Below are 14979 nucleotides of genomic sequence, written 5' to 3' on the forward strand. Positions count from 1 at the left end.
ACGCATATTCCCCTATGGACGGGGAGCGGGTTCATTTGAAACCCTATTATCATGCGTATGCCCAAGCCATCGGGAATATGCTCGATGATTGGGATAGTATCTCTTTTTTCTGGGGGTGTTTTTCTTGTTCGAATTGTTAGCGATTCCTGTCCTTGCTGGTTCAGCGGCAATCTTGGCCGGAGTTAAGAACAAGCATAAAGAGGAACGAGTGATTGATACAGTATTTCGTAATTTGAAAGTCGGAGCAGTCGAGGGAAAGGAGTTTGTCTATCCGAAGCTTGTTGCAACAGAACAAAAGGACTACTGTGTGCGTTATGTGTATCGCGTACCGTTAGGGATACCTAAAAAAGCGTTGGAACCAGTTGAAGAAATACTTGCTGCTACTCTGGATCGACCAGTTGAAGTCACGTTCAAGAAATGGTTATACATCGATGTTTTTCAAAACGACATTCCAGAAAAAGTACCATATAGTGATGTTCCGAACATGCCAGGCTGGGTCGTTCCACTAGGTTTCAATGAGAAAGGCTGGATTTTCCACGATTTCGATAAAACGCCGCATTGTGTAGCAGGAGGGACGACGAGATTCGGGAAAACAGTGTTTTTAAAAATGATGATGACATATCTCATTGAGCATCATCCCAACGATGTGGAATTTTTGATTATTGATATGAAAGGCGGTTTGGAATTTGATCGGTACCGTGAAATCAAACAAGTCATAGACGTCGCCAGTGACCCAATAGAGGCGTTTGAATGCCTAACGAGTATAAAGGTACTGCTCGAACAAAAAATGGCTGAATTTAAGCGAAATGGATGGTCTAACGTGGTGCATACGCCTATACAAAAACGAATGTTCATCATTGTCGATGAAGCAGCACAGCTCGTTCCAGAAAAGTTCATGGAAAAACCAATGCGTGATTTACTTTCGTATTGCCAAAGCATTCTTTCTGAAATCGCACGAATCGGTGGCGCGCTAGGAATTCGCCTCATTTTCTGCACGCAATATCCGACCAGCGACACTCTGCCAAGGCAGATTAAACAGAACGCGGACTTGAAAATCTCGTTTCGCCTGCCGACCGGATATGCGTCAGCTGTCGTGATCGACGAACAAGGCGCAGAAGAACTTCCGTCTGACATCCCAGGCCGCGCGATCATCAAGACGCATGAGAAAAAAATAGTCCAAGTACCATACATCACTGATGATGAAATGACGAAAAGGCTGGAGGTGTACCGCGTTGCTAAAGTTAGAAAAACTAACCGAACGGCAGATGAAGATACTATATTCTTTGAATAGCCTAGGCGCATTAAGCCGTTCGCAAATTCAATATATGTTCGACCTGGGAAGCAAACGGAATGCAAATCGGGTGCTACAGTCTATCCGGGAATATTTGAACTATAAAGCATTGAGGGAGCATGTGTACTATCTCAATAAAAAGGGGGCAGAAATGATCGGTGGCGAAGTGACGGTGACAGGAAACAGTCCACTCGAACACATAGTCATGCGGAATGACATCTATATCTTCTACCACTATCCGCACGACTGGAAAGCAGAAGCGAAAACAAGATGGAAAGAAGATGGCAAAGAATACAGTATTGTATCTGACGCACGGTTCACGTATCACGGGCAGATGTACTTCTTGGAAGTCGATATTCTGCAAAAAATGGCCGAAAACAAGCGAAAGGTCGAGAAGTACGCGTATTTGTTCCGATTCATACAGCGCCAGCAGATTGGAGAGCCAATTTTGTTGTGGTATACCGTTTCTCAAACGAAGAAAGAACAGCTTGAAGCATGGTGCCAGGAATATGGAGTACCATGCGAGGTGATGTATAAGCAGGATTTTTAAAGCATAAAAAGAAGGCGGAGTAAGACTCCGGCCTTCTTGATGAGCCATAACACGAAAATATGGGTATTTCCCTATATTTATTGAAATGCTAATCGTATTAATGGTTATTTCTGTCTTATTGTTGATTGTCATTCCAAATATAACCAAACATAACGGAATGATTAACAATAAAGGATGCGCGGCGTTTGTCAATACCGTCCAAGCGCAGGTTAAGGCTTATGAGATGGAGAATAACAAAATTCCTACTGTACAGGAGCTGATCGATGGAAAGTACATTAAGTCGGATAAATGCCCAAACGGCCACTCCATTCAAATTAATAGCGACGGGGAAGTAAGCGAAAGTGGAACGTGATCGCGGGTTTACCTTTACCGAAATGCTTCTCGTTTTATCCGCCATCACCGTGTTGATGGCGGTTTCACTTCCTTCATTAAGCAGCTTGGTGCGGCAGAAAACAGAAACATATGTCATTACGCAGCTGCGTGATGATTTACTATACGCGCAGCAATATGCGATGACGCATAAAACGCCGGTGGCAGTGACATTTTCGGAAAGCCGCCCCGAGTATCAGATGATGGAAGCGAAAACCGGAAAAATGATTTTCACCCGCACGCTTCCGAATCCATGGGAGTTTCAGATGACGACGCTGACGCTACCGCTTCTCTTTTTGGAAAACGGAAATGTGAATAAAGCGGGAGCGCTTTTATTAAAAGGAAAAGACAGTACCTATAAAATTATATTTTTGCTTGGGAAAGGGAGGTTTTATGTGCAAAAAATGTAGCGGATTTACGTTAATGGAAGCGGTTTTTGCCCTCGCGCTGCTGCTTGCTGTAACAACGGTATTGCTGCCGTTGTTTACGCAAATGGTGATGGAGCGGCAAAATATAGCGCTAAAAGCTAAAGCGCAGCAATTATTGTCTGTCGCCCTGCATGAAGAACATATGAAACCGGAAGCAACGGTAGTAGATGGAAGGACTACGTTTGTCCTTCATTCGTACTATGAAGAAAATGACATGTGGAAAGTGTGCGTGCGCTGGAACGACTATGCAGGACGTAACGTGGAAAGGTGTGGGTATGGAAAACGATGATTCATGCAAAAAAAGGCTTTACATTTTTAGAAATGATTGCCGTATTGTCTATCGTTTTATTGGTCACCTCGCTGTTGCCGTTTTTGTTCGATGCCCGTTTATTTACCTATGATAATGTGAACGGATTTCACCGTACGGAGTGGCACATTTTCCTGCAGCAACTGCAGGGGGAGCTGAACGAATCGAAACGATGGAAAAGCAGCGGGACGGTGTTATATTTAGAAAAGTTTACAGGGGAGCAAGTCAGTTTTGATCTATACAAATCGACCATCCGCCGGCAAGTAAACGGAACCGGCAACGAAACGGCATTGCAGTCTGTAAAGAGTGTCGCCTATACCGCGACAAATAACGGAATTTTTCTTCGTGTAATGGCGACGGACGGAAAAACGTATGAAGCGTTTCTTTCCCGACTTTTTTAGCAAGGTGGCGGTGTGCATGCGCAAGCAGAGTGGTGTCATTTTTCCGCTGACGGTCGTGGTTTCGTTTTTCTTTCTTCTTATGCTTGCTCACGTTCTCGCGCTGTATGAGGTAGAAATGGAAACGATGAAGTATGAGCAACAATCTTCTGAAGTGGAGTCTGTTATGCAAATGGCTGTCTTTGACATCAAAAAACAGCTGGCCTCCTTTTCTGATTTACAGCCGGGAAATGAAGGGACATTTTTGTACCCGATTGGAAAAGCGGATTATCAGTGGAAAAGGATAGATGAAACGACCATCCATGCAACGGTTTCCGCCTATTCCAGCGGAGGAATCCGCTATAGCGCCACTTTTCTCGTGTTGCTTCCGTCGCTCGATATTATCGAGTGGACGGAGAATGACGAGCCATGATTAAAAAATGACAGCAATGGAAAGGATAATATAAAAAGGGGGTGGCATCGATGGCGGCAAACGATTATGTAAAGTTTGTCACCCAACAATTGGTCGCTTATATGGATTTGCCGAAGGAAGAGCGAAAAAAGAAACGAATGCAACGAAAACAAGAAAAACCGCCGCTAGCGTATCACTGGTTTGGGATGATTCCCCTTTCCCTTCGCCTCCTGTTTCGGCGTCATTCCTAAAGGAGCGCTCTCGTATAGAGGGACGCTCCTTTTTTTACATAAAAACCGTTAAGAACGAGGAAGCAAATAAAATATTCCTCCGTTAATGACGGAAACGATAATGCGCGGCTTGTACTGCTGTTCCAGCGCCTCTTTTTCAATATAATAACATTCCGGCTTCTCTTCGATTCCTTCATAAAAGTGGTCAAGAAGCGCCAAGTCTTCCTTCCAGCGTTCTTTTGCTTTTTCCGCCCATGTATGATCGTCCGCGGCAATGCGGCTGCGAATATATTGTTCTAAACGACCAATCCCGCTTTTCGGTTTGATGAGCGGCGAAATCGTAAAACAGTAATCAGGAATTTTCGGCGTGAGCTTCCGTTTTTGCAGCCGCTCATGAAATGATTCGATAATGGTCCCGCCAATTAAGTGCAAACCGAGCGATAAAATTTGATCTTTTTTGCGATCGCATTGATACGAAATTTTTACATTCAAGCCAAGCCAGGGATGGAGCGGAACGTGTTTGTGCTGGAAAGCATCGGGTTCTTCATAAAGACGGATGAAGCTGCCGCGTTTTTGCGCAGAGCGGAAAATTTGATGCAATCGCGGTGAGCCGAAATGCAGCCGCTCCCCCTGCAGAGTTTTTGTCTTTTCCGTTGGTTTTGTAATCAGCGTCAGCTGCATCGGTTGCGGCGTGCCTCCAGTCCGTTCGATATAGTGCCAATAAAACGGCCGGTTCATTAACTCTTTGTCCATTTCGACCGTCAGCTGCACTGTCATATATTCGTCGTTCGCTTCAAGAATTGCGCATTCATTAGCGCGGAAATACCGCTCGACAAAGTGACGTATTTCATGTTGCTGCATACTGCTCTCCTCCTTTGGCAAGCTGGTCGGCTAATTCAATCATGGCTGTGATATTTTCCATTTTGATTTTCATTTCTCCTTCGCTTCTAGAGTGAACTAACGCATCTTGCAAATAACGCTCCAAGTTGGCAAAGTTCATTTTCGCCAAGATGTCGTCGAGTTCGCCGATGACCCGCTCAAACAGGCGGATTTTTTCATATAGGAGCGTTAAAATATGTTCTTCGACCGTGTTTTTAACTGCGAAATTATAAATATAGACGTCGTCCGTCTGGCCGAGGCGATGAACGCGGCCAATCCGCTGTTCAAGCCGCATCGGGTTCCAAGGCAGGTCATAGTTAATGACATGGCGGCAAAACTGCAAGTTGATTCCTTCCCCGCCCGCCTCGGTGGCGATAAAAACTTGGGCATGGTTTTTAAACAGCTCTTTCATCCAATCTTTTTTTCCGCGTTTAAAGCCGCCGCGAAACGGGACGGAAGAGATGCCGTGCTGCTTTAAAAACCATTGCAAATACAGCTGGGTTGCCCGGTATTCAGTAAAAATAATGACTTTGTCATTAATGGAGCGAATCAGCTCCAGCGCTTTTTCCGCTTTCGAATTGGTGGTGACGGCATTGATTTTTTCCATCAGTTTATGGAACGAATCCGGAACATCGCCTTCGTATTTGTCCATCATATTTTTGACGGTGAGAAACAGGGCTTCCCGGCTGCTGCACGCCTCCCTTAGCATCGTGATAAGGGAAAATTGACTGCCAAACAACAATTCCCCATCATGCTTTAATGCTTGCACCGCCTCATACAATTCACGTTCTTCTTTTGTAAATTCGATGAGCACCGGCTCTACATGGCGTTTCGACCATTCGATGCCGGTATCGGCGCGGCGATTGCGGATCATGACTTTATTGACTAGCGCTTTTAAATGCTCGTTGGTTTGCAGGGAGCGCGTTTTGCCGTACGTTTTTGCGAAATATTCGGCATTCCCTAAATGGCCGGGCTTCAGCAAAGAAACAAGGTTGAAAATCTCCTCGATCCGATTTTGAATCGGGGTGGCGGTCAGCAATAAACAAAACTTCTTTTTTAAATTTTGTACGAATTCATAGTTTTTGGTTTTGTTATTTTTCAGCTTATGCGCCTCATCAATGATGACCATGTCGTATTGCTGTTTGTAAATGATTTCGCGGTGCGGGCTTTTTTTGGCGGTGTCGAGCGAGGAGACGACGACATCGCATTGTTCCCATACATAGCTTTTTTTCTGCTGCACGGCGGGAATAAAGAACTTTTCATTCAATTCTTTCACCCATTGCGATACGAGGGAGGCGGGAACGAGAATGAGCACCTTCTTTACCAGCCCGCGGATCATATATTCTTTTAAAATTAGTCCAGCTTCAATCGTTTTGCCGAGTCCGACTTCATCGGCAAGGATCGCTTTTCCGTTCATATTCTCGACGACCTGTCTTGCGACTTCGAGCTGATGCGGAAGCGGCGTTAAGTGCGGCAAATGCTTTGGCGCCTGCAGACCGTCAAATTCAGGCACGCTTAAATGCATAGCCGCCTCCAATGCGAGCTGGTACATTTCCCAGCTCGCCCATGGACCATCTTTTTCAAACCGCTCGATAAATTCTTCCTTCCACGTCTCATCCATTTCAATGTCTAGCATCACATTCATCTCCTTCCCTTACTACGAATATTTATTTTTTTGTTTATGTAAACATCCCAGTAATTACTAACGTTTATTATTTATTAATATTTAAAAGTTCGTTTATTTTGTTATTGCCCTTCTCTGTTTGTTAATGGTAGTATAAAGTTAGAAAGTTAAAAGTTATTTTTCGATTTTTACCTTCATTAGTTTGCCCGTTTTCTTGAAAATTATATATGCGGCGGATGAGAACAAGGGGAGAGACTACGTGATGTAGCGCCGAAGGAGCAAGCGGAAACGCGAATCTCTCAGGCAAAAAGACTCTTGTTTGACGCAGCTCTGGAGAGCGTTCACCACCGGTGAACCACCCAAGAGGAAACCTATTTTAAATAGGGAAACTTTCAGGTGCCAGGACAGAGCCCACCACTCATGATGATGAGGGGGGAGTCTGTCCTTTTTGCGTTGATGGAAAAACGAGGAGGGAACAAAATGTTAAAACGCACGCCGCTATTTCCTGTTTACGAGCGCTATGGCGCAAAAACGATCGATTTTGGCGGATGGGAACTTCCTGTCCAATTTACGAGCATTAAAGAAGAGCATGAAGCAGTGCGCACACGCGCAGGTCTATTCGATGTATCGCATATGGGCGAGTTGGTCGTCAAAGGGAGAGACAGCCTTGCGTTTTTGCAAAAAATGATGACGAACGATGTTGCGAAATTGACAGACGGCCGTGCGCAATATACGTTAATGTGCTATGAAGACGGCGGTACCGTTGATGATTTATTAATTTATAAAAAAGCGGACGAGGAATATCTTCTTGTTGTAAATGCCGCAAATATAGAGAAAGATTTTGCCTGGTTGAATAAGCACGCATTTGGCGGCGTGCAGTTAGAAAACGTTTCAGCGGAAATTGCCCAGCTTGCGCTGCAGGGACCGCTTGCGGAACAAGTGCTGCAAAAATTAATCAATCTGGATTTATCCGCACTCAAGTTTTTTGCGTTTCAAGATAATGTCGACCTCCAAGGAGTGAAAGCGCTTATTTCCCGCACCGGCTATACGGGGGAAGACGGATTTGAAATTTATTGCCGCGCTGAAGATGCGATCGCCCTTTGGGAAGCGATTTTAGAAGCGGGAAAAGAAGAAGGCGTTATTCCGTGCGGGCTTGGTGCGCGCGATACGCTTCGTTTTGAAGCGGCATTGCCGCTTTACGGCCAAGAGTTGTCAAAAGATATTACGCCAATCGAGGCAGGACTTGGATTTGCGGTGAAAACGAATAAAGAAATAGATTTTATCGGAAAAGATGTGTTGAAAAAACAAAAAGAAGAGGGAACCGCGCGAAAACTGGTCGGTATTGAAATGATTGACAAAGGCATTCCGCGCCACGGCTATAAAGTATTTGCCAAGGGGGAAGAAATCGGCTTTATTACGACAGGAACGCAATCGCCGACGTTAAAGAAAAATATCGGCTTGGCGCTGGTGAAAACGGAATTTGCCGGACTTGGCAGCAAAGTAGAAGTGGAAATCCGCAACAAACGCCTAAAAGCAAAAGTCATTGCGACGCCGTTTTATAAGCGGGCAAAGTAATAGAAAAGGGGAGAATGAAACGTGCTGCATCGATATTTGCCGATGACGGAAGAAGATAAGAAGGAAATGTTAAAAGTAATTGGCGTTGACTCGATTGACGATTTGTTTGCCGATATTCCGGAAAGCGTGCGCTTCCGCGGCGAGTTAAATATAAAAAAAGCGAAGTCGGAGCCGGAGTTGTTCAAAGAATTGGCCGGACTTGCCGCGAAGAACGCCGATGCGAAAAAATACGTCTCCTTTTTAGGAGCGGGAGTGTATGACCATTATATTCCGGCCATTGTCGACCATGTTATTTCCCGTTCTGAGTTTTATACGGCATATACCCCGTATCAGCCGGAAATTTCGCAAGGCGAGCTACAGGCGATTTTTGAATTTCAAACGATGATCTGCGAGCTGACCGGCATGGACGTGGCTAACTCGTCGATGTATGACGGCGGAACGGCGCTGGCGGAAGCGATGCTGTTAAGCGCTGCGCACACGAAACGGAAAAAAATATTGCTGTCGAAAGCCGTTCATCCGGAATATCGCGATGTCGTGAAAACGTATGCGAAAGGACAGCGTCTTGAGGTGGTTGAAATTCCGTTTGCAGGCGGCATTACTGATTTAGAAGCGCTAAAGTCGGAAATGGCTGGCGATGTAGCTTGCGTCATCGTCCAATATCCGAACTTTTTCGGACAAATTGAACCGCTAAAAGACATTGAGCCGATTGTGCACGCTGAAAAAAGCATGTTTGTTGTTGCCAGCAATCCGCTCGCGCTTGGCGTGCTCACCCCGCCGGGACAGTTTGACGCCGACATTGTCGTCGGTGATGTGCAGCCGTTTGGCATTCCGATGCAATTTGGCGGACCGCATTGCGGCTATTTTGCCGTCAAAGCGGCGCTGATGCGGAAAATTCCGGGCCGGCTTGTCGGGCAGACGACCGATGAAGAAGGACGAAGAGGGTTCGTATTGACGCTACAGGCGCGCGAGCAGCACATTCGCCGCGATAAGGCGACGTCCAACATTTGCTCGAACCAGGCGCTAAACGCGCTTGCTGCATCGGTGGCGATGACGGCGCTCGGCAAAAAAGGCGTTAAAGAAATGGCGACGATGAACATTCAAAAAGCGCAGTATGCGAAAAATGAATTGGCAAAACGCGGCTTTGCCGTGCCGTTTACCGGTCCGTTCTTTAACGAATTTGTCATCCGCCTGTCTAAACAGGTGGGAGAAGTCAACAAACATCTTTTGACAAAAGGCATCATCGGCGGATACGACCTCGGCCGCGACTATCCGGAATTGGCGAACCATATGCTTATCGCTGTCACGGAATTGCGGACAAAAGAGGAAATCGACACGCTTGTGAAAGAATTGGGGGATTGCCATGCATAAAGATCAGCCGCTTATTTTTGAAATCAGCAAACCAGGACGCATCGGGTACAGCTTGCCGGAATTGGACGTTCCGGCGGTCGATATCGGCGAAATCGTGCCGGCAGATTATATACGCATGCAAGAACCGGAGCTTCCGGAAGTATCGGAACTCGATATTATGCGCCATTACACGGCTTTATCGAAACGAAACCATGGCGTCGATTCCGGTTTTTACCCACTCGGCTCATGCACGATGAAATACAATCCGAAAATCAATGAAAACGTCGCCCGCTTGGCAGGGTTTGTCCATATCCACCCGCTCCAGCCGGAAGAAACGGTGCAGGGCGCGCTTGAATTAATGTACGACCTGCAGGAGCATTTAAAGGAAATTACCGGCATGGACGCCGTGACATTGCAGCCGGCCGCAGGCGCCCACGGCGAATGGACGGGGCTGATGATGATTCGCGCCTATCATGAGGCAAACGGTGATTTCCAGCGGACGAAAGTAATCGTTCCTGACTCGGCCCACGGCACCAATCCGGCTTCGGCGACAGTCGCTGGCTTTGACACGGTGACGGTCAAGTCGACAGAGGATGGGCTTGTCGATTTGGAAGATTTAAAACGGGTCGTCGGTCCGGATACAGCAGCATTGATGCTGACAAACCCGAACACGCTCGGCTTGTTTGAAGAAAACATTTTAGAAATGGCGAATATCGTTCACGAAGCCGGCGGAAAGCTGTATTATGATGGAGCGAACTTAAACGCGGTGTTAAGCAAAGCAAGGCCGGGGGACATGGGTTTTGATGTCGTCCATCTCAACTTGCATAAAACGTTTACCGGTCCGCACGGCGGCGGCGGTCCAGGCTCCGGCCCAGTCGGGGTCAAAGCCGACCTTATTCCGTTTTTGCCGAAGCCGGTCGTGGAAAAAGGAGAAAGCGGCTATTATCTCGATTATGACCGCCCGCAGTCCATCGGCCGTGTGAAGCCGTTTTACGGCAACTTCGGCATTAACGTCCGCGCCTACACATATATTCGTTCGATGGGACCGGACGGGCTGAAAGCGGTCACCGAATACGCGGTATTAAACGCCAACTACATGATGCGCCGTCTCGCAGAATATTATGATTTGCCGTATGACCGCCATTGCAAGCATGAATTTGTGTTGTCGGGCAAACGGCAAAAGAAACTCGGCGTCCGCACGCTTGATATCGCGAAGCGTTTGCTAGATTTCGGCTTCCATCCGCCGACGGTTTATTTCCCGCTTATTGTCGAGGAATGCATGATGATCGAGCCGACGGAAACGGAATCGAAAGAAACGCTCGATGCGTTTATCGACGCGATGATTCAAATCGCCAAAGAAGCGGAAGAAAATCCGGAAATCGTACAAGAGGCGCCGCATACAACCGTTGTCAAACGCCTCGACGAAACGACAGCGGCGCGCAAGCCGATTTTGCGCTACCAAAAACAATAAAGCGAATGCTGCAGGCGATTCATTCTGCTGGGAATGGATCGCTTGTTTTTGTATATTAATGATAAACAGAAAAATGAGAAAATAAATGAAGGAAGTGAAAAGATGCTCATCGGTTACATACAGGAAATCATGCGTTATCCTGTCAAATCGTTTCAAGGAGAAAGTGTACAAAAAACGAGAGTAATGAATTATGGGCTGTACGGTGATCGAAGCCATGCATTTTTGGATGAAACGAGGCCGGGAAAGTTTTTAACGATTACGCAATTTCCGGAAATGATCCAGTACCGCCCGAAATTTATCGGTGAAGAAAGTTTAGAGGAATATCCGGCTGTAGAAATCATTGCTCCAGACGGAACCTGCTATCAATGGGGCGATAAAGAACTGATAAAAGAAATCGAAAGAAAATCAAACCGGAAAGTCTCCCTCATTCGTTATACTCCTGATCACGTTCCTTTTGGGGCAATTGAAGAAGAACATATTCAATTAGTAACGGACGCTTCTGTACAAAAGCTGGAGGAAATATGGGGAAAACCGGTAGATTATCGGCGATTTCGGCCGAATTTATTGCTGTCATTAGTTCATAAAGCTCCTTTTATCGAAGAAACGTGGTTTGGCCGCCGACTGAAAATTGGACAAGAGGTAGAAATTCAGCTAAAAAGGCATTGCGAACGGTGCATGATTATCACCGTTGAACCGGAAACAGGAGAAAAGGATCCTTCACTATTAAGAACGGTCGTTCAACATCGAAATAATTATTTTGGCGTTTATGCTTCTGTCATCAAGACGGGAGAAATTCATGTCGGCGACGAAGTGCATCTTTTAGATTAATGAAAGTAATGCTTCATAACTTCAAACAGATAGTTTCTTTCTCTGCAAAGAAGATAAATTCATCTGTTTTTTATTGACATAAAAACTATGTTAGTTTAGTATATAAACTAACATTATGAAACAGAAGCAGTAAGTCGTTTTTATTTTGCACATCACAGAGGAAAGAAAAAGATAAAATATAGAAGACTGGGGAACACCGATTTAGTAGGGAGTGGAATCAGCTTTGGCCGTGGGCGATCGGCGGATCGTGGAAAAAATAAACGATAAAGGATTGCTGCGTGCGTTTGCATATGTCATGGATCACGGGATAAATTTTTTTAATACAGCCGATATCGATGATATTGGCTAGAGGCTCATCCGCCTATTTGCGCGGCATGCTAAAAAAGTTTGCAGAAGGAATGGCTGTATATGGTGCGAACAGGAAATATAGGACTCGTCAAAAAAATCAATAAACATATCGTATTAAAGCTGATTCGTGAAAAAAATAATATTTCACGGGCGGAGATCGCCAAAATCACCGGATTAAACAAGGCGACGGTATCAGCGTTAGTCGATGAATTAATTTCCGAACATTTTGTCAGCGAAAGCGGAATTGGCGTTTCCACCGGCGGCCGCCGGCCGCTCATGCTCCGCTTTAACGAAGCGGCTGGCTCATTAATTGGCATAGAGTTAGGGGTCAACTACATTTATGCTGTGTTAACTGACTTAAACGCTGAGATTATTTGGGAAAAGATGTGCCATTTCCGCGCCAATGAAAAGCAGGAAGCAATCATTGAAAAAATGATCGCGATGATTCACGAAGCCATTCGCCATGCGCCAACGACTCCGTATGGAATAATGGGCATCGGCATTGGCGTGCCGGGGATTGTGAATACAGAGGAAGGACTTGTCATATTTGCCCCAAACCTTCATTGGGATCATGTTGCTCTTGCTTCCATTCTTCAAAAGCAATGGCCAAATTATCCGATTATTATCGAAAACGAAGCAAAGCTGGCGGCGCTTGGCGAGAAATGGTTTGGCGCCGGCAAAGAGTTTGCGAATTTTGTATATGTCAGCGCCGGAATCGGGATCGGCGCCGGAGTCATCATTCACAACCAGCTATACCGCGGGATTGATGGCATTGCCGGCGAAATCGGCCATCATGTCATTGACATTCACGGCGTTCGCTGCAACTGCGGCAATAACGGATGCTGGGAGATGTACGCATCAGAAAAGTATATTCAGCGCCGGCTCGAGCAAGAACATCATCATTCCATGCTAGAAGACTTTTCCATAGAAAAAGTGCGCGCATTGGCTGAACGCGGCGACAAGCAAATGGCGCAAATATTGGCGGAGGTCGGCCGCTACCTGGGAATTGGCATTTTACATATCATTTATGCGTATAACCCGGAAGCCGTCATCGTTGGCAGTACGATTGGCAAGGCGGGCAAATGGGTGCTGGAGCCGGCACGGGATGAAGTCGAAAAAAGGATATTGGTAAAAAACGGGAACGGCCCGTTCATTATTCCATCGCAGTTATTGGAAAAAAGCTGTGCGATCGGCGCTGTGGCTTCCGTATTAGAAAAAGTAGTGATGCCTTCGGAGTTAGAAGTCATTTCCTAGCAGTCTAAACCAGGTGCCCTAAAAGTTTTTTGGGACACCTTATTTTTGTATCATAAATTCTTCACTTTGGCAGAAAGTAAAGAGGTGCCTGCTGTTTTCTTTATATGACAACGAGAAAAAAGGATAGATGAAAGCAGTTTATGGCTTCCATCTATCCTTTCTAACGATCATTAAGCTTTTTTCTTAATTTTCCCTGTCCACGTTTTAAAACCGCCTTTTAAATGGTACAAATCGCGGTAGCCTTTGCGGTACAGCATTTGCGCGGCGCGGCCGCTGCGCAGCCCGTTTTGGCAATATAAGTAAATTGGCTGATCTTTTCGCAGCTCTTTCATGCGCATGCGTAGTTGGGTCAAAGGAATATTGCGCGCCCCTAAAATATGTCCAGCCGCAAACTCATCCGGTTCGCGGACGTCAATTAATTGTGCTTTGCGATAACCGGCGCGGAATTCTTCTTCCGTCAACGCTTTCACCATTTTTCGCTGCATCAAGTAGGTGATGACCGAATAAATGACAATCGCGCCGAGAATGATCAATAGTACTTTCACAAGCCAGTCCTCCTTTTTGTACATTCGCTAACATCTATTATATAAAGGTTGCTATTTGGAAGCAAAGCATTTTCATAGCAACGCCATGAAAGGAAAGAGGAACTTTTTTCACGATATAGCGTTTTTCTTTCCATGTTCCGTTTTGTTTGCTAAACTAGTAAACGCGAACTTAAAAAAAGAAGGGTTGAAAGATGGCAAAAGAAGTATGGCGCTTTATTGATTCGGGCTATTGTTCCCCATCGTTTAATATGGCGCTTGATGAAGCGCTGCTCGATTGGCATAGCGAAGGAAAAATTCCGCCGACAATTCGTTTTTACGGCTGGAATCCGCCGACGCTATCGATCGGTTACTTTCAAAAAGTCGAAAAGGAAATTGATTTAGAAGCGGTAAAACGCCATGGCCTCGGATTTGTGAGACGGCCGACAGGAGGACGCGGCGTTCTCCATGATAAAGAGCTGACGTACAGCGTGATTGTTTCCGAGGAGCATCCAGATATGCCAAAAACGGTAACCGAGGCGTATCGGGTGATTTCGCAAGGAATTTTAGAAGGATTTCGTTTTCTCGGCTTAAATGCCTATTTTGCCGTGCCAAGAACGGAAGAGGAAAAAGCCGATTTAAGAAGCCCAAGATCCGCCGTCTGTTTTGATGCGCCGTCATGGTACGAGCTCGTCGTCGAAGGCCGCAAAATTGCCGGCAGCGCACAGACTCGGCAAAAAGGGGTTATTTTGCAGCACGGCTCGATTTTGCTTGACTTAGATGAAGATTTGCTTTTCAGTTTGTTTAAATATCCAAACGAACGGGTAAAAGAGCGCCTGCAGCGAAATTTTAAAAACAAGGCGGTGGCGATTAACGAATTGACCGACCGCAAGATTACGATCGAAGAAGCGAAAGAAGCGTTTTATAAAGGATTTGAGAAAGGGCTCAATATCGTGCTGGAACCGTATACGTTATCGCCGGAAGAGCTCGAATATGTTCATAAGTTGGCGCGTACGAAATATGAAAGCGATGAATGGAATTTCAAACGCTGATTGGCAACATGGAAAATCATTCATTTATCGGCAAAAAAGGCGGGATTTTTCCGTTTCTCTCCCTTTTTCGCCGTTTTCTATTGTTTTTTTTATTTGACAAAATGAAAAACAGTTGA

General features: G+C 45.8%; 17 protein-coding genes and 1 riboswitch. Of the genes, 14 read left to right on the top strand and 3 right to left on the bottom strand.

Features of this window, described 5'->3' with window-relative positions; all coding sequences use genetic code 11:
• The first annotated feature begins 115 nt into the window (after positions 1-115).
• From BV455_RS14705 to BV455_RS14740, 8 genes are all read left to right on the top strand, one after another.
• A complete protein-coding gene (locus tag BV455_RS14705) occupies positions 116-1291 on the top strand; it encodes an FtsK/SpoIIIE domain-containing protein (RefSeq protein ID WP_245005285.1) in 1176 nt (391 codons plus the stop codon).
• Positions 1292-1325: 34 nt separating this feature from the next.
• Complete coding sequence (locus BV455_RS14710; protein ID WP_245005359.1) at positions 1326-1841, top strand: replication-relaxation family protein; 516 nt, start codon at positions 1326-1328, stop codon at positions 1839-1841.
• Positions 1842-1926: 85 nt separating this feature from the next.
• The gene (comGC, locus tag BV455_RS14715) at positions 1927-2193 is read left to right on the top strand and encodes a competence type IV pilus major pilin ComGC (RefSeq protein WP_218687355.1); all 267 of its coding nucleotides are present in this window, start codon (positions 1927-1929) and stop codon (positions 2191-2193) included.
• Positions 2183-2620 (top strand): competence type IV pilus minor pilin ComGD, encoded by a 438-nt coding sequence (comGD, locus tag BV455_RS14720; protein ID WP_017435168.1) that lies wholly within the window; start codon positions 2183-2185, stop codon positions 2618-2620. The genes comGC and comGD overlap by 11 nt, the downstream gene beginning before the upstream one ends.
• Positions 2604-2927, top strand: coding sequence for a competence type IV pilus minor pilin ComGE (gene comGE / locus BV455_RS14725; RefSeq protein WP_017435169.1), 324 nt, complete (start codon positions 2604-2606; stop codon positions 2925-2927). The genes comGD and comGE overlap by 17 nt, the downstream gene beginning before the upstream one ends.
• A complete protein-coding gene (gene comGF, locus BV455_RS14730) occupies positions 2924-3346 on the top strand; it encodes a competence type IV pilus minor pilin ComGF (protein WP_017435170.1) in 423 nt (140 codons plus the stop codon). The genes comGE and comGF overlap by 4 nt, the downstream gene beginning before the upstream one ends.
• Positions 3347-3362: 16 nt before the next feature.
• Complete coding sequence (gene comGG, locus BV455_RS14735) at positions 3363-3755, top strand: competence type IV pilus minor pilin ComGG (protein ID WP_017435171.1); 393 nt, start codon at positions 3363-3365, stop codon at positions 3753-3755.
• Positions 3756-3805: 50 nt separating this feature from the next.
• Positions 3806-3985, top strand: a complete 180-nt coding sequence (locus BV455_RS14740) for a YqzE family protein (RefSeq protein WP_017435172.1) — start codon at positions 3806-3808, stop codon at positions 3983-3985.
• A 48-nt stretch (positions 3986-4033) separates the two neighbouring features.
• Here the strand turns inward: BV455_RS14740 and BV455_RS14745 are convergent, their stop codons facing one another.
• Positions 4034-4825: a YqhG family protein gene (locus BV455_RS14745; protein ID WP_042408556.1), complete on the bottom strand. Its 792-nt coding sequence runs from the start codon at positions 4823-4825 to the stop codon at positions 4034-4036.
• Complete coding sequence (locus BV455_RS14750; RefSeq protein ID WP_033313715.1) at positions 4812-6482, bottom strand: DEAD/DEAH box helicase; 1671 nt, start codon at positions 6480-6482, stop codon at positions 4812-4814. The genes BV455_RS14745 and BV455_RS14750 overlap by 14 nt, the downstream gene beginning before the upstream one ends.
• A gap of 221 nt (positions 6483-6703) precedes the next feature.
• Positions 6704-6792, top strand: a riboswitch (glycine riboswitch).
• A gap of 155 nt (positions 6793-6947) precedes the next feature.
• Between BV455_RS14750 and gcvT the strand changes: the two genes are divergently transcribed.
• From gcvT to BV455_RS14775, 5 genes are all read left to right on the top strand, one after another.
• Positions 6948-8042: a glycine cleavage system aminomethyltransferase GcvT gene (gcvT, locus tag BV455_RS14755; protein WP_017435175.1), complete on the top strand. Its 1095-nt coding sequence runs from the start codon at positions 6948-6950 to the stop codon at positions 8040-8042.
• Between the two features lie 21 nt (positions 8043-8063).
• Complete coding sequence (gene gcvPA / locus BV455_RS14760) at positions 8064-9410, top strand: aminomethyl-transferring glycine dehydrogenase subunit GcvPA (RefSeq protein WP_042408553.1); 1347 nt, start codon at positions 8064-8066, stop codon at positions 9408-9410.
• On the top strand, positions 9403-10860 hold the full coding sequence (gene gcvPB / locus BV455_RS14765) for an aminomethyl-transferring glycine dehydrogenase subunit GcvPB (RefSeq protein ID WP_017435177.1): 1458 nt from the start codon (positions 9403-9405) through the stop codon (positions 10858-10860). The genes gcvPA and gcvPB overlap by 8 nt, the downstream gene beginning before the upstream one ends.
• A gap of 102 nt (positions 10861-10962) precedes the next feature.
• Positions 10963-11688, top strand: a complete 726-nt coding sequence (locus tag BV455_RS14770) for an MOSC domain-containing protein (protein ID WP_017435178.1) — start codon at positions 10963-10965, stop codon at positions 11686-11688.
• Between the two features lie 408 nt (positions 11689-12096).
• Positions 12097-13290, top strand: coding sequence for an ROK family transcriptional regulator (locus BV455_RS14775; protein ID WP_017435180.1), 1194 nt, complete (start codon positions 12097-12099; stop codon positions 13288-13290).
• A 170-nt stretch (positions 13291-13460) separates the two neighbouring features.
• Here the strand turns inward: BV455_RS14775 and BV455_RS14780 are convergent, their stop codons facing one another.
• Positions 13461-13835, bottom strand: coding sequence for a rhodanese-like domain-containing protein (locus tag BV455_RS14780; protein WP_218687356.1), 375 nt, complete (start codon positions 13833-13835; stop codon positions 13461-13463).
• A 191-nt stretch (positions 13836-14026) separates the two neighbouring features.
• On the opposite strand from BV455_RS14780, the gene BV455_RS14785 reads away from it, so the two are divergent.
• Positions 14027-14863, top strand: coding sequence for a lipoate--protein ligase family protein (locus BV455_RS14785; protein WP_017435182.1), 837 nt, complete (start codon positions 14027-14029; stop codon positions 14861-14863).
• Positions 14864-14979: the final 116 nt, after the last annotated feature.

This window comes from Parageobacillus caldoxylosilyticus (genome assembly GCF_019272935.1).
In the GTDB taxonomy this organism is placed as follows: domain Bacteria; phylum Bacillota; class Bacilli; order Bacillales; family Anoxybacillaceae; genus Saccharococcus; species Saccharococcus caldoxylosilyticus.